This window comes from Vibrio artabrorum (genome assembly GCF_024347295.1).
GTDB lineage: Bacteria > Pseudomonadota > Gammaproteobacteria > Enterobacterales > Vibrionaceae > Vibrio > Vibrio artabrorum.
Map to the genome: position 1 here is coordinate 341,628 of NZ_AP025458.1, position 18,300 is coordinate 359,927.

Annotated in this window: 16 protein-coding genes; all 16 read left to right on the top strand. The window is 44.7% G+C overall.

Annotated elements, in window-relative coordinates:
* Nucleotide 1: 1 nt before the first annotated feature.
* The 16 genes from OCU36_RS01645 to tldD all read left to right on the top strand — a co-directional run bounded on the left by OCU36_RS01645 (nucleotide 2) and on the right by tldD (nucleotide 18,298).
* A complete protein-coding gene (locus OCU36_RS01645; RefSeq protein ID WP_261838749.1) occupies nucleotides 2-466 on the top strand; it encodes an MSHA biogenesis protein MshF in 465 nt (154 codons plus the stop codon).
* Between the two features lie 70 nt (nucleotides 467-536).
* On the top strand, nucleotides 537-1,112 hold the full coding sequence (locus OCU36_RS01650) for a prepilin-type N-terminal cleavage/methylation domain-containing protein (protein WP_261838750.1): 576 nt from the start codon (nucleotides 537-539) through the stop codon (nucleotides 1,110-1,112).
* 35 nt (nucleotides 1,113-1,147) lie between these two features.
* Nucleotides 1,148-1,618 carry a type II secretion system protein gene (locus tag OCU36_RS01655; RefSeq protein ID WP_261838751.1) on the top strand — a complete coding sequence of 157 codons (471 nt, stop codon included), beginning with the start codon at nucleotides 1,148-1,150 and terminating at the stop codon, nucleotides 1,616-1,618.
* Nucleotides 1,619-1,757: 139 nt separating this feature from the next.
* Entirely contained in the window at nucleotides 1,758-2,264 is a 507-nt protein-coding gene (locus OCU36_RS01660) for a prepilin-type N-terminal cleavage/methylation domain-containing protein (protein ID WP_261838752.1), read from the top strand.
* A complete protein-coding gene (locus OCU36_RS01665) occupies nucleotides 2,264-2,833 on the top strand; it encodes a type II secretion system protein (RefSeq protein ID WP_261838753.1) in 570 nt (189 codons plus the stop codon). The genes OCU36_RS01660 and OCU36_RS01665 overlap by 1 nt, the downstream gene beginning before the upstream one ends.
* Nucleotides 2,833-3,573 (top strand): PulJ/GspJ family protein, encoded by a 741-nt coding sequence (locus tag OCU36_RS01670; RefSeq protein ID WP_261838754.1) that lies wholly within the window; start codon nucleotides 2,833-2,835, stop codon nucleotides 3,571-3,573. The genes OCU36_RS01665 and OCU36_RS01670 overlap by 1 nt, the downstream gene beginning before the upstream one ends.
* Nucleotides 3,563-3,997: an MSHA biogenesis protein MshP gene (locus OCU36_RS01675; RefSeq protein WP_261838755.1), complete on the top strand. Its 435-nt coding sequence runs from the start codon at nucleotides 3,563-3,565 to the stop codon at nucleotides 3,995-3,997. The genes OCU36_RS01670 and OCU36_RS01675 overlap by 11 nt, the downstream gene beginning before the upstream one ends.
* Nucleotides 3,994-7,257: a DUF6701 domain-containing protein gene (locus OCU36_RS01680; protein WP_261838756.1), complete on the top strand. Its 3,264-nt coding sequence runs from the start codon at nucleotides 3,994-3,996 to the stop codon at nucleotides 7,255-7,257. Before OCU36_RS01675 ends, OCU36_RS01680 begins: the two co-directional genes overlap by 4 nt.
* Before the next feature lie 150 nt (nucleotides 7,258-7,407).
* On the top strand, nucleotides 7,408-8,451 hold the full coding sequence (locus OCU36_RS01685; protein WP_261838757.1) for a rod shape-determining protein: 1,044 nt from the start codon (nucleotides 7,408-7,410) through the stop codon (nucleotides 8,449-8,451).
* A gap of 95 nt (nucleotides 8,452-8,546) precedes the next feature.
* Nucleotides 8,547-9,434: a rod shape-determining protein MreC gene (mreC, locus tag OCU36_RS01690; protein ID WP_261838758.1), complete on the top strand. Its 888-nt coding sequence runs from the start codon at nucleotides 8,547-8,549 to the stop codon at nucleotides 9,432-9,434.
* Nucleotides 9,424-9,912: a rod shape-determining protein MreD gene (gene mreD / locus OCU36_RS01695; protein ID WP_261838759.1), complete on the top strand. Its 489-nt coding sequence runs from the start codon at nucleotides 9,424-9,426 to the stop codon at nucleotides 9,910-9,912. The genes mreC and mreD overlap by 11 nt, the downstream gene beginning before the upstream one ends.
* A 7-nt stretch (nucleotides 9,913-9,919) precedes the next feature.
* The gene (locus tag OCU36_RS01700; RefSeq protein ID WP_261838760.1) at nucleotides 9,920-10,543 is read left to right on the top strand and encodes a Maf family protein; all 624 of its coding nucleotides are present in this window, start codon (nucleotides 9,920-9,922) and stop codon (nucleotides 10,541-10,543) included.
* Between the two features lie 20 nt (nucleotides 10,544-10,563).
* The gene (rng, locus tag OCU36_RS01705; RefSeq protein ID WP_261838761.1) at nucleotides 10,564-12,033 is read left to right on the top strand and encodes a ribonuclease G; all 1,470 of its coding nucleotides are present in this window, start codon (nucleotides 10,564-10,566) and stop codon (nucleotides 12,031-12,033) included.
* Between the two features lie 10 nt (nucleotides 12,034-12,043).
* Nucleotides 12,044-15,919, top strand: a complete 3,876-nt coding sequence (locus OCU36_RS01710) for a YhdP family protein (protein ID WP_261838762.1) — start codon at nucleotides 12,044-12,046, stop codon at nucleotides 15,917-15,919.
* Nucleotides 15,920-16,020: 101 nt separating this feature from the next.
* The gene (locus OCU36_RS01715) at nucleotides 16,021-16,833 is read left to right on the top strand and encodes a carbon-nitrogen hydrolase family protein (protein WP_261838763.1); all 813 of its coding nucleotides are present in this window, start codon (nucleotides 16,021-16,023) and stop codon (nucleotides 16,831-16,833) included.
* A 19-nt stretch (nucleotides 16,834-16,852) separates the two neighbouring features.
* Nucleotides 16,853-18,298 carry a metalloprotease TldD gene (tldD, locus tag OCU36_RS01720; RefSeq protein ID WP_261838764.1) on the top strand — a complete coding sequence of 482 codons (1,446 nt, stop codon included), beginning with the start codon at nucleotides 16,853-16,855 and terminating at the stop codon, nucleotides 18,296-18,298.
* Nucleotides 18,299-18,300: the final 2 nt, after the last annotated feature.

Below are 18,300 nucleotides of genomic sequence, written 5' to 3' on the forward strand. Positions count from 1 at the left end.
AATGTTAAATAACCTACAACGCTCACGCTTTGTTATTTGGAGTGTGGTTATCCTTTTTTTAATGATAGCGTTGCTTTCTGCATGGGACACAATAGAAGAAGACGCAACCAATACCGCATTGATCGTAGCAAGCAAACGGATTTTGGAGCAGGCCAATTTGTTCAAACAGCAATACCTGTTATCGAGTCCGGAGAAAAAAAATGATTTAGAACGATTAAAGCGCTATAGCCGAACGGGCTGGATCATGCCGCTCCAAGGCTCAAAGCGAAACTGTCAATATTGGTTAGAACAACTGTACCCTCAACAGAATATCTTGGGAATCACGTCGCCCAGTATTGAAGATAAAAGCAGTTCCTTACAATTTCATTGTATTTATCATTATGGTGAGAAGTATCAAATAGACATCGTATTAAAAAAAGACCGGTTTACGGTCAAGGCCAATATTTTGGCGTTGAGAGCGTATTGACACTGTTTTAATGATTTTATACATATGTAAATGTATACTGCGCGTTAACAATTAGGTGAGTGGGTAGCAAATGCTTAAGAATCAAAAAGGTTTCTCTCTAGTCGAGTTGGTCATTGTCATTGTCGTTGTCGGTTTATTGGCAGCCGCGGCTTTACCTCGCTTTTTAGATGTGACCGATGAGGCCAAGAAATCAAGTATTGAAGGCGTTGCTGGTGGTTTTGCAACCGCTGTTTTATCGGCAAGAGCACAGTGGGAAGCGGAAGCAAGGCCATCGAAGAAAATTGGCGTTGAAACATACAATACTGTAAATTATGACGGTGTGGATTTTTGGTTGACTAGGTCAAAAAACAGCAATGGTGTGGAAACGGACTTTCGAGACGGCTACCCATTGACTCTGAATCATAATTCCGGCATCGCTCCACAGGGTATTTCAGATAAAACCTGCTCTGAGTTAATGGAAAATTTATTACAAAATCCGCCTAAAGTTGGCGCGGTTTCTGATATTGCTAACGACTCAAATTACAAATATTCAGCAAAAGCAAATTCAGGTGAGGCAACCTGTACTTACATTCAATTAGAAGGTAATACTGAGCACCAATTTGTTTATGAAATTAAAACCGGTCGCGTGACCGTAACTTTGCAGTAAGTCTGCGCAAAATAGAACATAGAGAGAGCTTAACTATGAAAAGACAAGGCGGTTTCACCCTAATCGAATTAGTGGTTGTAATTGTTATTCTGGGTATCCTTGCGGTTACGGCTGCACCCCGCTTCTTAAACCTGCAAGACGATGCGAAAAAAGCGACTCTTGAAGGGTTAAAAGGCTCTATTCAAGGCGCATCTGGTATCATTTACGGTAAATCAGCGATTGAGGGTATTGAATCCAATGCATCTGGTGCTGTTAGCGCAGGGGCGTCTACCATCAACGTTGTATATGGTTATCCGGAAGCGTCTTCTTCTGCGATCACCGCAATCGTAGACGGTCTTGGTACAAACGAAGACTTTACTTTTATTAAGGATGTGACGGCAGGTAGTGAAGTGACTTTCGGTCTTAAAGATTATAAAACTCATTGCGTTAGCTACACTGAAGCGATAGACAAAAATTCAGCTCCCGTTATTAAGGTTATCGATACTGAAGCAAATTGTACTCCTTAGTGGCACTTAACTTTTAGGCCAGCTATTGCTGGCCTTTTTTCTATCTACAGCACACAAATAACAAAACGATATCTATACATAACATCGTAACTGTCGTTCTTTTGTATAATCAGTATTCGTTAGACGTTAGAGGCTCAATATGGATAGCAGCCCCAAATCCCGTGGCTTTACTTTAATCGAGTTGATCATCGTTATCATTATACTCAGCATTATTTCAATTTTTGCCGCAAGCCGCTTCGTCGGCACCTCTAGTTTTTCTATTTTTACTGCGCAAGAGCAAGCCATCTCCGTTATACGCCAAATTCAAGTTAATCGAATGCAATCTAATGTTTCTGGGGCTAATAATAGCTTTCGCCTGGCGATTAACCGCGACTGTTTAGGCTCTGTAACCGCTTGTCGCTTAGATCTATCGAACAGTGCCCAGAAAAAACAAGCGGATGCGCGTAGTGATTATGTCCGAGAGGCTGATATTTCATTTTCTCCGACGAATACCATTATCGACTTTGATCTATTAGGTAACCCTTCTACCTCTTCTACCCCTTCCGGGAGTACGGAAGTGAATATTACTATTCATTCAAACTCTTCAAATTACAGCTCTCAAGTGTGTATCAACTCTCAAGGCTATGTGCGTGAGGGAGCGTGTTGATGATTCGAACAAGAGGTTTCACTCTTATTGAAAGTATTGTTGCGATTGTCATACTGGGCATTGCGATGATCACGATTGCGAGCTTTTTAGTGCCACAAGTCACCCGTTCTGCAGATCCACAATATCAAAATCGTTCTGTTGCTTTGGGGCAGAGTTTGATGAATCAAATTTTAGCTCTTGGCTTTGATGAACACAGTGATTTTGATGGTGGTTTGGTTCGTTGTGGTGATGCTGGTGCGGCAACTTGCTCTGCTTCGAATAAACTCGGTGTGGATGGCTCAGAGGCAACGCCTGCGGCTTTTAATGATGTTGATGATTATATTGGCTGTTGGTATACAGACAGTACCAAGTCCGATTGTGTCTCTTCTACTCAATCCCCATTAGCCAATATTTTGGATGAGAATATCACCGATAGTTATGCGAATTTTCGTGTTGAGGTTGTGGTCTTTTATGATCAAAACCTGGACGGAACCGATGATAATGCGATTGGCACAATGAAACGCGTTGAATTACAAATCTTGGGTGGTCAAACCCGCTATAGCTTGATTGCTTACAAGGGGAATTACTAATGAAGCAACGGGGTTTTACTCTTATCGAAATGATCGTAACGATTGCTGTGGTGGCGGTTATTGGGTTGGCGATTGCCAGTTTTGTTGAATACGGTATGAAAGGCTATGCTGAGACGATTGACCGACAAAAAGTACAAGTAAAAGGTCAATTTGTTGTAGAGAAAATGTCACGAGAGATAAGCCACGCGGTTCCGAATAGTTTTACTACCACGATCACTCCGGCTTCGGCTTTTTCTCAAAAATGTATCGTTTTCTATGCGATTAAGTATTCCGGTTTTTATCACCTAGATGAAGCGAACGATAAACTGAATTTTATTATCGGGCAAGACTCCCCAAGACTCGATGCTAATGATTATCTTATTATTAATCCCACCACTCCCTCTGAGTTAGGGGCGGGCTCGACCAAGCGAATTTCGGTCTCAGGCTTAGCCTCTACGAATAATGTATTTACGGTATCTTCGGTAAGCCTTAGCAGTCAGTCAATTGCTCGGCGACATTATATCTATGATAGCAATGCTCGCGTGAGCTATTGTTTGGTGAATGATACTGTTCGAAATCAAGGTCTAATCCAACGTAATGGCGTCACTGTTGCAGACAGTATCAATTTCGCTCAAAGTGATTTCCGCTACGAAGAACCCAGCTTACAGCGAGGTGGTGTGATTCACATTGACCTCGTACTTGAACAAAACCGTGAAGTTAGTGTTTACCAACAAGATGTGCAGGTACTCAATGCGCCATAGAAAATCATCTCAACAAGGTAGTGTGCTGGTCGTGGCTGTATTTGTTATCGTGGTGATCGGCTTTCTTGCCACTTCCTTAGTGCAAGTACAGTGGTCGAATCACGATACACTAACGCGTAAGCAACTGGGTACTCAGGCTTGGCTTTTAGCGCATTCTGCGAATGAATGGGCATTGACGCAAGTGTATCCTCTGTCAGTCTCACCTGCGGTGTCAACAAGCGTTAATACGGCCTGTAACGACTTAAATTCAAATCAGGTGAGCAACGGTATGTCGACTATCTGTCGTGTAGACCAATTAACCTGTCATCAGGTTGGTGTTTTAGATGGTGTGGGCTTTTTTAAAATTGAATCAACGGCGGTGTGTGGCTCTGGAATCAATCAAGTGCAACGCATTCAAGAAGTGTGGGTGAGAGAGACAAAATGAAATATCTTAGTCTTATATTTGCGTTGATCTTGGTTTCTTTTCCCGCTTTTGCGGACTTTTCTTCCTCTCAATGTCGTGCCCTTAATTCTGGAAGTGATTTTTCGGTATGGTTTAAGTTGGATCCTGCATCAGCTCAAGACACCATCTACGCCACGAAAAGAAACAGTTCTAGCCCGGCTCCAATGTGGACGAATGATCGCCGTGTTAGAGATGCTGTGATCGATGACAAGGAAACGGTGAGCGGTGATTTCTATGAAGTTTTACTTGAGTATCAAGCTGATAGGAATAAGTCTGGGTGGTTAACTTACCACTTATGGGAAGGTCGTTCTTGGCGACAAGTCGGTGTACCGCAATATGCAGACCTTTCTGGGCTTTCTGCTGCCATTGCGGTTTCAGGGGATGGAGCCAGCGACATCCAATGTGGTGATATCGCAACACCACCGCCCCCACCGCCATCCCCCGAGATTTGTGATGTGACACCAAATGTCGTTCAATCTTGGGGGGGGGATAGCCGTTTAAAATGGACTTCTAGTACGCCCAGTATCCAGATAGAAGGTACTTACCAGGCCAGTGGTCAGGTGGGTATTGGGGTTGATCCTACTAATCCGGCAGGATTAAAAACACAGTGTGATGGAAAGGAGTGTATCGAGAATTCATCGTTATATGTAGCGGAGCCGAATATCGTTAATTTAGACTTGCCAACAGGTCAGAATGTGGATGCTGGTTGGCAAGTGATTGATTTGGGTAGTGGTAAGTACAATACAGTCTCAGCAGGCGGTTCTGGTACTATTCATTTGACGGGGGATACCTATTACATCGAACGCTTAATGGTTGGCGCAAGCGGTAAAATAGTCTTGTCTCAAAATACTCATCTCTATGTGAATCGTTTTGAATTGACGGGGGCTGGAGAGGTCGTTAGCAATAATTTCAAACTCTCTATATGGGCTGAAAACTATCAAGGGAGTCAGGCGTTAGTGCGTGTTGAACGACCTTTAAACGCACTCATTTTCAGTCGAGATAAGGTGATTGTCTCTGGTGGTAATGGCCTTATACACGGGCGTGTTACTGCGAAAAATATAGAATTACGACCAGATGGAAAAATCATTGATGATGGTCAACTGTGCCCTGTGCAACCCCAACCCACAGACTATCAATTGAGTTTGACCCCGAATAAGGATTTCTCATTATTGTGTGAAAACCCGGAAGTGACGGTGACTGTTACGGATAAGCAAGGGAATCCACCCTCGAAGCAGGTCGCGGTCAATGTAACGGTACCTGCCGGTATGTCGGTTATGAATGTTGTAGAAGGAAGTTACAACGGTGGTCGGTCCTATTTAACCAACTCGTCAGGACTATTAACCCTTCAATTGGATGCGACTTCGACTGGTCATTTTCGGGTTGAGGCTGAATTAGAATCCGACTCAACGGAAAACGATGCCGGTGATTTTTTAGTCTCTCTTTATAAATTTGAAGCGAGAGATGTGCTTGCTATTGCTGGAGAAGAGGCTCAATTTACTTTTAATGTCCTAGCTTGTAAGAATGATGCCGTCACTCCTGTATCAGGTTATCAAGGAGACAAAGACCTTAGCGTTTCGGACTTTTTATTGATTCAGCCGACTAGTGCGCAAGGGGCTGTTGATGGCAACTTACTCGTCAAAGGCAATAGTGGTGGTTGGAGCGATACAGCCATCACGGCTAATTTTGATCACACCGCTCAAGCGACAGGGTCTGTTATTTACAATGAAGCGGGGAGGGTGAGCTTTAAACTCTCAGATCCAAGTTTTCAATGTCCCACAGGGTATGATTGTAAAGATAACGAAGGTGGAAGTTGGGATACATTGGAAGGTATTGTCAATGTTGATGTCAGACCTTGGCAATTCGCGATTTGTACGAATAATAATTCGGATGGCAATAGTGATAAAGGCAATGCATTTGTTGCTGCCGGTGAAGCCTTTGACGTGTTTGCTAAACCCATTAGGTTTACGGGCGATCCTAGCCAGTTGTGTAACGATCGCTTAGTCACACGAAACTATTGGCTTTCTGATGGTGCGGTCAGTGTCACTCGCACCTTAGATACGCCAAGCAACAGTGGTGCCGTTCTGGGGAGTTTAGAACCAAGCAATCGACTCATTCAATCGACTTCTGAGATAGTACCAGCTGACAACGGTTATAAATTCAAAAGCTTAAAATATTCAGAAGTGGGTAGCTTTAATTTTATCGCGACTGAAACTGGGCACTTCTATAGCTCAATTTTAGGCGGCTTCTCTGGTAGTAAATCGATAGGACGCTTCTATCCTAAATATTTCATACAAGGTGATCCTGAGTGGAAGGTCGCGGATCAAAACGATATCGCGTATTTAGATCAGCCTTATGATTCAGCCGTTCATCAAGTGTATCCCATGGCCTCTGGTGAAAATGATACGGATAAAGCGCTCAATAATTACCGCTTCTTTGCTCCACAGCTGCAAGTAAAGTTTGGTGTGTTAAAGGACAGCAGTATAAAGAATAGCCTCTTGTTGGATACTCGCTCTGGAACCTGGTCTGCTGCTCATCGGCAATGGTTATTGAATGACAGTGCGGCGGTTTTTAAACGAGTCATAGGCACTGATGGCGTCAGCATTAAAGATACGCCTTTCAATACTTCGGATGCCAACTCGACAACGACTCACTTCGGTTTAACGCTTGATGGACCAGACCCGGTTTCATTTACTGATTCTGAACCGGTGACGAATTCGGCCGTGTTCCCAATCCAACCTCCTGCGCGATACGGTCGAATGGCGCTTGATGATATTGGTGGAAACTCTGGTCGAGCCTTAACGATCCCACTTCGAGTCGAGTTCTGGGATGGCAATCAGTTTGTTGTTAACGAAGACGATAATCGTAGTACCTTTGATGGCTTCAACTATTGTAAGCAAGTCATTTGGCATCGCGCGGGGTCTGTGACCACATCAGTTTCACCGAGTGGCAGTGGAAAGGTGAATGATGGTGAAGACAAAGTAACCGCGCAGCAAAATACGCTTTCTGCGACTTCTCCCCGTGAGCAAGTTCGTCTGTGGTTGAGAATGGATGCCTCTGCACCAACGGCTAATACTGGTGAAAACCCTGTTGTTTGTTCAGGTAGCGACCAAGATCAACCGTGGCTACGTTACAACTGGCGTCAGTTAGGTGATGAAGATCCATCAACCGTCGTCACATTCGGTATCTATCGGGGGAACGATCGCGTGATCTATCGGGGAGAAAGTGGCTTAACAGGCCGGTAATCATATCATTTTGCCCCCTTAAGTTAGGAATCTGTAAGAAATTACGGGTTTCAGTCCATGTTTATACGTCAATGCCTTGCCGTAACTGCAAGGCATTGGTACATTTAGTGCAATTTTTGTCTTCTAATTCTTGCAGGATGAGCGAAGAGTATGTTTAAAAAACTTCGTGGCATGTTTTCAAACGACCTATCGATTGATTTAGGTACAGCCAATACCCTTATTTACGTAAAAGGCCAAGGCATTGTTCTTGATGAGCCTTCAGTTGTTGCTATTCGCCAAGATCGTACAGGATCAGCAAAGAGTGTTGCGGCTGTTGGTCATGCGGCTAAGCAAATGCTTGGTCGTACGCCTGGTAATATTTCAGCGATTCGACCAATGAAAGATGGTGTTATCGCCGACTTCTACGTAACAGAAAAAATGCTTCAGCACTTTATCAAACAAGTGCATGACAACAGTGTGCTTAAACCAAGTCCTCGTGTTTTGGTTTGTGTGCCTTGTGGTTCAACACAAGTTGAGCGTCGCGCTATTCGTGAATCAGCGTTAGGTGCGGGGGCTCGTGAAGTTTACTTAATCGATGAGCCTATGGCTGCTGCGATCGGTGCTGGTCTACGTGTCTCTGAACCGACAGGCTCAATGGTGGTTGATATCGGTGGTGGTACGACTGAAGTAGCGGTTATCTCACTAAACGGTGTGGTTTACTCGTCTTCTGTACGTATCGGTGGTGACCGTTTTGATGAAGCGATCATCAACTACGTTCGTCGTAACTACGGCAGTTTGATTGGTGAAGCAACAGCGGAGAAAATCAAACACGAAATTGGTTCAGCTTACCCTGGCGATGAAGTGGAAGAGATTGAAGTGCGCGGTCGTAACCTAGCCGAAGGCGTGCCTCGTAGCTTTAGCCTCAACTCTAATGAAATCCTGGAAGCGCTCCAAGAGCCGCTATCCGGTATTGTCTCTGCTGTGATGGTCGCACTTGAGCAATGCCCTCCTGAGCTTGCTTCTGATATTTCAGAAAATGGTATGGTACTGACTGGAGGCGGTGCTCTGCTTAAAGATCTTGATCGTCTGTTAACCGAAGAAACCGGTATCCCTGTCGTTGTTGCTGAGGAGCCATTAACGTGTGTTGCTCTCGGTGGCGGTAAAGCCTTGGATATGATCGATATGCACGGTGGCGATCTGTTTAGCGAAGAATAACCTCTAGTGTTAGGCTCTTTTTATTATATTGTTTTATATAAAGAGCCTAAGACCTTGTCTATGGGATCAAATGTAGCTCTAGGACCAAATATAGAATGAAGCCAATTTTTGGTAGAGGTCCCTCTCTACAATTGCGCCTGTTTTTTGCTGTCATTTTATCAGCCAGCCTTATGCTGGCTGATAGTCGTTTAGATACTTTCTCAAATGTCCGGTATTTATTGAACAGCATGGTTGCCCCCATTCAATATGCCGCCAACTTACCTCGCACTATGTTCGATGGGGTATACGATCGTTTTAGTACCCGTAAAAGCCTAATCGAATCCAACCATCAGATTAAACGAGAAGTATTGCGCTTGAAGAGCGAGTTAGTTCTTCTTGATCAATATAAAGAAGAGAATAAGCGTCTTCGTAAGTTATTAGGCTCTCCGTTTATTCGTGATGAGAAGAAGGTTGTCACCGAAGTGATGGCGGTAGACACTTCACCTTATCGCCATCAGGTTGTGATCGATAAAGGTCAGATTGATGGGGTATATGAAGGTCAACCCGTGATCAACGAAAAAGGCATTGTTGGCCAGGTCACTTTTGTTGCGGCTCACAACAGTCGTGTTCTGCTGCTCACCGATGCAAACAATGCCATTCCGGTGCAAGTCGTTCGTAACGATATTCGAGTGATTGCTTCGGGCAATGGCATGATTGATGAGATTCAACTCGACCACATTCCAACCAGTACTGATATTCAAGAAGAAGACTTGTTGGTGACATCCGGTTTAGGCGGCGTGTATCCAGAGGGGTATCCGGTGGCTTATGTCTCTTCTGTCGATTATGACCCTAAACGTGAGTTTGCGGTTATTAAAGCAAAGCCGGTCGTTGAGTTTGATAAGCTTAGATACTTACTACTTGTATGGCCTGACGAAAACAGACAGAAACAAACGGAGCAACTTAATACAGAACAAGTATTGTTAGAGGGCAAAGATGGCCAATAGCGTGTTAAGAAGTAAGGTAGTAATTGGCTGTTCATTTTTAATAGCGCTTATTCTACAAACGATCCCTTGGCCTGGTAGTTTAGACTTATTCAGACCGTCTTGGTTGCTGTTGGTGACGTGTTACTGGGTGTTGGCGATGCCTCATAGAGTGAATGTTGGTAGCGCCTTGATTCTAGGTTTATTGTGGGATCTTTTAATTGGTTCTACGTTAGGTATACGTGGCATGATGATGGCAATAGTCATGTATATTGTTGCACTTAACTTCTTAGTGATTCGCAACATGGCTTTGTGGCAACAAGCGATAATTATTGCTGTGTTGACGGTACTGTTTGAGGTGATGATATTCTTTGGTGAATACTTGATTCAAGACGTCATTTTTAATCCGTTATCGCTATGGAGTGCCTTGATAAACGGTATACTTTGGCCTTGGATGTTTTTATTAATGAGACGTGTGCGTCGCCATTGGCATGTAAGGTAGTGTGACGATGGAAAAGAAATATTTAGTTTTGGCATCCGGTTCGCCACGCCGTAAAGAATTGTTATCTCAACTTGGTTATGATTTTTCGGTCCTCGTCACCGATGTTGAAGAGTGTCAACATGCTCAAGAAACCGCCGAAGAATATGTTAAGCGACTCTCTTTAGATAAAGCCTTAACAGCGCTCTCTTTATTGAAAGGTAACCGTTCTGAAAAGCAGCATGTTGTTCCGAGTTCTGATACTGTAGTTCTTGATTCTGATATTGTCGTTCTTGGTTCTGACACTGTGGTCGTCAGCCAAGGGCAAGTGCTCGAGAAGCCCAGTGATTTTGCTGACTCTAAGCGTATGCTTACTCAGTTAGCGAATGAGCGCCATCAAGTGATGACCGCGGTTTCAGTTGTCTCAGCTGTAAAACAAAAAACAGACATTGTTATTACCGACGTTTGGTTTAAACCCCTCAGTGAACAAGAAATAGAACAATACTGGCATACAGGGGAGCCATGCGATAAAGCCGGTAGCTATGGAATTCAAGGTTTAGGGGGGCGTTTTGTTACCCGAATCGAAGGTAGTTATTACGCCGTTGTCGGCTTACCTTTATTTGAGACGGATAAGCTACTGCAAGAATTCTTATAATTACTAATCTGAGGTGCACCATGAGTGCTGAATTGTTGCTAAACGTGACCCCGAGTGAAACTCGTGTGGCCATGATTGAGGGGGGGGCCCTTCAAGAGATCCATGTCGAACGAGATGCGCGACGTGGTATTGTAGGAAATATCTATAAAGGGCGTGTCAGCCGTGTTCTGCCTGGAATGCAGGCGGCTTTTGTCGATATAGGCCTTGATAAAGCAGCTTTTTTACATGCCTCAGACATTGTTCCACATACTGAATGCGTTGCGGAAAATGAAAAAAAGCAGTTTCAAGTTCGTGATATTTCTGAGCTTGTTCGTCAAGGGCAAGATATTGTCGTTCAAGTCGTCAAAGATCCTCTTGGTACCAAAGGTGCCCGTTTAACTACGGATATTACTCTGCCATCTCGTTATTTGGTCTTTATGCCGGGCTCCAGCCATGTCGGCGTTTCTCAGCGTATTGATAGTGAGTCTGAACGTAACCGTCTTAAAAAAGTAGTGTCCCGTTACTGTGATGAACATGGTGGTTTCATTATTCGTACCGCGGCAGAAGGGGCTGATTCGAATGAACTGGCACAAGATGCCGCCTTCTTGAAGCGACTCTGGCTTAAAGTATTAGAGCGTCGTGGTAAACATAAAGCTCGCACGCGTTTGTACGGTGAGCTTTGCTTAAGCCAGCGCATTTTGCGTGATTTCGTCGGGACTGAGTTGAGTAAAATTCAGGTCGACTCTCGTCTCGAATATGAAAATCTAAAAGAGTTTACTGCTGAGTATGTGCCGGAGCTTACCGACAAGCTTGAGCTGTATGAAGGTGATAAGCCTATCTTTGATATGTACGATACCGAGAACGAAATTCAGCGTTCTTTAGAGCGTAAAGTCGAATTAAAGTCGGGTGGGTATCTGATTATCGACCAAACGGAAGCGATGACCACGGTCGACATTAATACTGGGGCCTTTGTGGGGCGTCGTAACTTAGAAGAAACCATTTTTAATACCAACGTAGAAGCAACGCAAGCCATTGCTCGTCAACTGCGTTTGCGTAACTTAGGTGGCATTATCATTATCGATTTTATCGACATGTTGTCTGAGGAACATCGTAAGCGTGTGCTCACTTCTTTAGAGTCTGCGTTAGGCAAGGATCGGGTAAAAACCAATATTAATGGTTTTACCCAACTTGGCTTAGTGGAAATGACTCGCAAGCGGACTCGTGAAAGTATTGAGCATATTTTATGTTCGAGTTGTCCTGCCTGTGAAGGTCGAGGCAGTGTAAAAACAGTCGAAACGGTTTGTTATGAGATACTTCGAGAGATTACGCGAGTGAACCGAGCCTACGATGCTGACAAATTTGTCGTCTATGCGGCGGCGGCGGTTGCCGAAGCATTAGAGGGTGAAGAATCTCATGCACTTGCAGAGCTTGAAGTGTTTATTGGAAAACAAGTTAAAATTCAGGCTGAGCCTCTGTACATACAAGAGCAGTTTGATGTTGTTATGATGTGATGGATATTTTGTGAGTTCAAGCGTTACTCTAATTCTTCGAGCATGTTTATGGCTAGTGGTTACTCTTTTAGTAACACTAGCCATTGCCGTTACTACACTGCGTGTAGCCTTACCCAATTTGAACAAGTACCAAGCTGAAATTTCGCTTTGGGTAAACCAGCATTCCGGTTTTGAATTTTCCATTCAAGATGTTGGCGGTTTTTGGCGGAATACGCATCCCTCTATTGCTCTGCAAGGCGTTAAAGCCAACCTTCCAAATACTGAAGATGCGCTCTTTTCGGTTGAGCGTGTTGAAATTGAGTTTGACTTGGTTCAATCACTGATTCAGATGCGTCCGGTTGTCGCCGATCTGGTCATGAATAAAATGTACCTTGATATTCGCTCTATTGATCTGTTTGCTGGGCAAAGTGATAAGGAACCCTCCTCAAAAGAGTCGAATTCTTCAAAGCGAGTGATGCAAGAGCTGGATAATTTGCTCTTAAAAACATTAGTGGATGTGACCGCTAAAAATTCAACCCTCATCTATCGCACGGTTTCTGATGAAGAACGCCAACTCGATATTGAAAATCTAAAATGGCAAAATTCAGGTAAACATCACCTTGCGGAAGGTGTGGTGAGTATTAAGGACGCTAACTTAAACTCCTTGTCAGTAAGTGCTAACTTTGTGGATGGCGGTTCGTTGGTCGATATGACCGGGGAGTTTTATGTCAGCGCGAATAATATCTCGATCAAGCCTTGGTTAACTCGTTACATGCAGGAGGAGTCTGGCATTGAAACGGGTACTGTTAGCCTCAATAGCTGGGTAACGTTGAAAAATAGTCAGCCAGTGAGTGCTTATGTTGAAGTGTTGCCTTCTGAATTAACTTGGAATGAAGATGGCTTGCACGATTTGATGTTCGAGTCTGGTGTATTTAAGCTTACCCCCTTGAAAAAAGGCTGGCAAGTCAGTGGGCACTCACTTAAGTTGAGAACAGATGACACGCCCTGGCCTGAACTGGATGTGGCTTTTCAGTGGAGTCAAGGCCCTTGGAAGCTCAACGTTTCTGAGCTAGATATCGGAACCATCACGCCATTGATTAAGTTGTTGCCCGATTCAAAACCATCGACCGAAATGATGGATTCGCTCGCTCCCGGAGGTTTGGTTTCCGATATTCGTGTATCCATGGATTCAAGTATCGAAAGCTTACGTTATTCAGCCAATTTTTCTGATCTGGCTATCAAGCAATGGGAATTGATTCCGGGTTTTAGCCAAGTTTCAGGTAGCGTGTCTGGCTCGACATCAGAAGCGAAAGCCAGTTTGAGCGTTATTGATGATGTCTTTCCATATGGCGATGTGTTCCAAGCGCCACTGAATATTAAACAAGGTCAGCTTGATATTTTTTGGCAACAAGATGAAAGTGGTTGGAAACTTTGGTCAGATAAAATCACCGCAGCAACACCAGATTTACAAGTGTTGGGGGCATTTCGCTTGGATTTTCCAAACAATGCGAGCCCATACCTCTCTTTTTACGGGGAAGCGGATGCTTACAACGTCGGTGAAACATGGCGTTACTTGCCGACATTAGCCCTTGGTCAAGACTTAACTAACTATCTTTCGACTGCGATTCAAGCGGGTAAAGCCGATACCGTTAAGCTACTTTGGTATGGTGAATTGGATCAGTTTCCATACTCCCATCATGAGGGGGTTTTCCAAGTTTGGGTTGGCTTAGAAGATGCTAAGTTCAGTTTTGATACCGCGTGGCCACTGATCAGTGATCTTCAACTTGACCTTTTGTTTGAAAATGATGCGATGTATTTAGATTCTCGCTCAGCTCAATTAATGGATGTGAAGGCTGACCGAATTACAGGGCGCATTCCTTATCTAGGCCAAGGTGGTCATATCGAAATTGAAGCTAAGGCAACGGCGTCAGGCAATGCTGTCCGTGACTACATGATGGCTTCGCCACTGGTTGATTCTGTGGGAGCGGCTTTAACAGCGCTTAAAGTGAGTGGTGATGTCTCTTCTGAATTTCAGCTCAATATCCCGTTTGATTCGAGTAAAGAACCCAGGGCTTGGGGGTATGCCGATCTGAGTGGTAATCATGTTGAGATGGAAGCTCCGCCGATGGTACTTGAACATACGACTGGGCGTATTGAATTTGATAACGATGTGGTAACGGCCAATGGCCTCGCGGCGGATCTGCTTAACCAAGGTATCTCGCTTGATTTTAAGGGCCTTAATGATGGTCCTGGCTATGCCGTTGATATTGATGTGTTAGGTGATTGGGACGTTAAACCTCTAGAACCTTACATTGGTGAGCGCTGGTTAAGTCGCTTGTCAGGTCATGCTCCATGGCAAAGTCAGATTGATATACAGCTCAATGATGTCGGCTTTAGTTACCAATTGGACCTGCAGTCCGATCTTAAGTTTTTAGCCAGTGATTACCCATATCCATTGACTAAAAAAGCATTGGAAAGTGGTTCAGCAAGACTTCAAGCTTCGGGTAACCAAGAATCGATTACTGCACGTTTGCAGTTACCTAACACCAAATATCAGGCTGAAATAGATATCACGGGGGATGTTCCCAAGTTAACGGCCACCAATTTAGTGCTCGGTCGTGGTGGTTACAAAATTAGTCCTGTCGTTGGCCATCATGCACTGATTCGTACCGACAAATTCAATGCCGATGATTGGTTAGCGGTAGTGACAGAGCCTGTAAAAAAGTCAAACGCAGTGCTCAGCCAAATGAATACGCCGACGATTCCCACGCCAAGTCGTATTACTTTTAAGAGCAAAGAGTTAATTTTAGGTGGTATTTCTTGGAATGATGTTGATTTTAGCGCTCGTAAAAACAAGCAGGCGTGGCAAATGGAAGTGTCCAGCCAAGAGCTCGAAGGGGATATTAATTATCAGGCGCCTTACGATTTAAGTGTTTCTTTGGATCGCTTGCATTTATTTGTTCCTGAGTGGGGCGAAGGCATCAACCAAGATCCATTACGGCAACGCAACCCACAAAAGGCACCATCGGTCTCTGAACTCGATAGAAAAATTCATGACGCGATGCCTAACTTGACGCTGACGATTAATGATTTTTGGCTGCAAGGTTACAAAGTCGGTAAAGTTGATGTTGAAATGGTAAGGAAAGACGATCGTATCGAGTGGAAGAAGATTCATATTCTAAGCGGTCGGAACAAAGCCGATGTCAGTGGTTGGTGGGAATTGAAAGAGGGCCAGAGCTATTCGTCGTTATCTCTTGATGTTGAAGGTGAAAACAACAGTGAGTTAATGGAACGTTTTGGTATTACTTCTGGAATTCAAAAAGCGCCATTTGCGTTAGAAGGTCAATTGAATTGGGAGGGGGCTCCTTGGGGGATCCAAATGGATACTCTTGAGGGCAATGTTAAAACTAAGTTTGGTAAAGGCATGATCTCGGATGTGAGTGGCGCGGCTCGATTACTTGGTTTGTTTAGCCTCGATTCGATCATTCGTAAGATGCAACTTGATTTCTCTGATGTTTTTGACAACGGGATGGCGTTTAATAGTATTGTCGGCACGGGTAAAATTAAGAATGGTATTTTCCTGACCAACGACCTAACTATGGATGCCGTCGCGGGTGATATGAAGATCAAAGGTATTGCTAACCTTAATACTCGTCAAGTCGATGCAGAGGTGAACTTCACGCCTGATATTACCTCGGGCATTCCTGTATTAACGGCCTTTGCGGTAGCCCCACAAACCGCTCTGTATGTATTGGCGGTCACCACGGTTATTTCGCCGGTTGTGGAGGTCTTTACCCAAGTCAACTATTCGGTGAAAGGGCCACTAGATTCACCAACGGTAAGTGAGATATCAAGAAGCTCTGGTGAATTCCAGTTACCAGAAAAACTGAGAGAATTAGCGAAATAAGCGTGAATAGCGAATCGATGAATTGGCGAGTGAATTCATTCGCCAGTTTATAGACGGAAAATGCTGATTTCTGAATCATAAAGAATGGAGGAGTGACGCACATGGATTGTGTTGGGTTGATTCAAATGACCTCTGGCCCTAGCCCTGAATTAAACTTTGATTATCTCGCCAAAGAGGTAGCCAAGTGTAAGGCGTTAGGGGCTAAATGGGTCGTTTGCCCAGAGAATGCATTGGTATTCGGTAGCAAAGCGGATTATCACCAGTATGCCGAGCCATTGAATGGTGGTCCATTACAGAAAAAACTGGCTGAGTTAGCTAGGCTTCATCGTATTTGGATCATTGTTGGCAGTATGCCGATAAGTACAGCGAAGGGTGTCACCACAACGACTCTAGTGATTGATGACTTTGGCAGCTTAGTGGCTCACTATGACAAGCTACATATGTTCGATGTGGATGTCGCCGATGCCCACAAGTGCTATCGAGAGTCCGATATTTTCACACCGGGTGACCGAGTTGTGACAACGGAAACGCCTTTTGGTCACTTAGGGCTGAGTATTTGCTATGATGTGCGCTTTCCTCACTTGTATTCAGAGTTACGCCAGCAAGGCGCGCAGATCATCGTGGTACCAGCTGCGTTTACTGCGGTAACCGGTCAAGCGCACTGGGAAGCATTATTAAGATGCCGTGCGATTGAAACACAGTCGTGGATTGTTGCGGTAGGGCAAGGCGGAAAACACCCTTGCCAAAGAGAAACATGGGGACACTCAATGGTGGTTGATCCATGGGGACGAGTGGTCGCACAGTTAGACCAAGATCCTAAAAGTATGGTGGTTGAGATAGACACATCCAGTTGCGAGTCCATTCGGCAAAATATGCCAATCACGCAACATACTCGATTTACCAATCAATTTTAATTACAAACAAGAGCCATCTATGAGTATTAAGCAAATTGAAGAAGCGCTACTGACCCCAACAGGGCTGACAGAGCAAAATATCGCAGATACATTGGCGAGCATTGCTACCCGCCAAATTGATTATGCTGATCTCTACTTTCAGTCAAGCTGGCATGAATCTTTGGTGCTCGAAGACAGTATCATCAAAGACGGTTCTTTCAATATCGATTGCGGTGTAGGTGTTCGTGCGGTCTCTGGCGAGAAAACCGGTTTTGCTTATTCTGATCAAATCCAATTAGAGGGCCTTAACCAAAGTGCCATCGCGGCGCGTGGCATCGCGAAGCAGGGTCAAAATGGGAAAGTTCAAGCATTCAAACGCAACGCCAATCAAGCTTACTATGATGCGGTAAACCCATTAGCGAGTTGGGAAAAACAGCAAAAAACTGAATTATTGAAATCACTGGATGCGTACATTCGTACTAAAGAGCCGATGGTGACTGAAGTGTCGGTAAGTCTAAGTGGTGTGCATGAGCAGATGCTTGTCGCCGCAACAGACGGAACGTACGCTGGTGATATCCGCCCGCTGGTTCGTCTATCAATCAGTGTACTTGCACAGAAAGGCGATCGCCGTGAGCGTGGCAGTGCGGGTGGCGGTGGCCGTTTTGGTTACGACTTTTTCCTAAGCGATGTCGACGGCTCTAAAGTGGCTTACCAATTTGCGGATGAAGCGATTCGCCAAGCATTAGTGAACCTCGAAGCGGTTGCTGCACCTGCGGGGGCAATGCCAGTGGTTCTTGGTTCTGGTTGGCCGGGCGTTCTGCTGCATGAAGCGGTAGGCCACGGTTTAGAGGGTGACTTCAACCGTAAAGCGTCATCAGTATTCTCGGGTAAAGTAGGTGAACAAGTCACTTCAAGCCTATGTACGATTGTCGATGACGGTACATTAACGGACCTGCGTGGCTCATTAAATGTCGATGATGAAGGTGTGAACGGTCAGTACAACACGCTCATCGAAAACGGCATCCTAAAAGGTTACATGCAAGATAAGCTGAACGCGCGTCTAATGGGTGTAGTACCAACAGGTAATGGTCGTCGTGAGTCATACGCGCATCTTCCAATGCCACGTATGACGAATACATACATGCTACCGGGCGAACACACGCCGGAAGAGATCATCGCAACGGTTGAGAAAGGCATCTACGCACCGAACTTCGGTGGTGGTCAGGTTGATATCACATCAGGTAAGTTTGTATTCTCCGCTTCTGAAGCGTACATGATTGAAAACGGTAAGATCACTCACCCAGTGAAGGGCGCAACATTGATTGGTTCTGGTATCGAAGCAATGCAGCAAGTGTCTATGGTGGGTAACGACCTAAGCATCGACCGTGGTGTTGGTGTGTGTGGTAAGGCTGGTCAAAGTGTACCAGTGGGTGTTGGTCAACCAACATTGAAGCTAGACTCGCTCACCGTCGGTGGTACGGAGTAAAG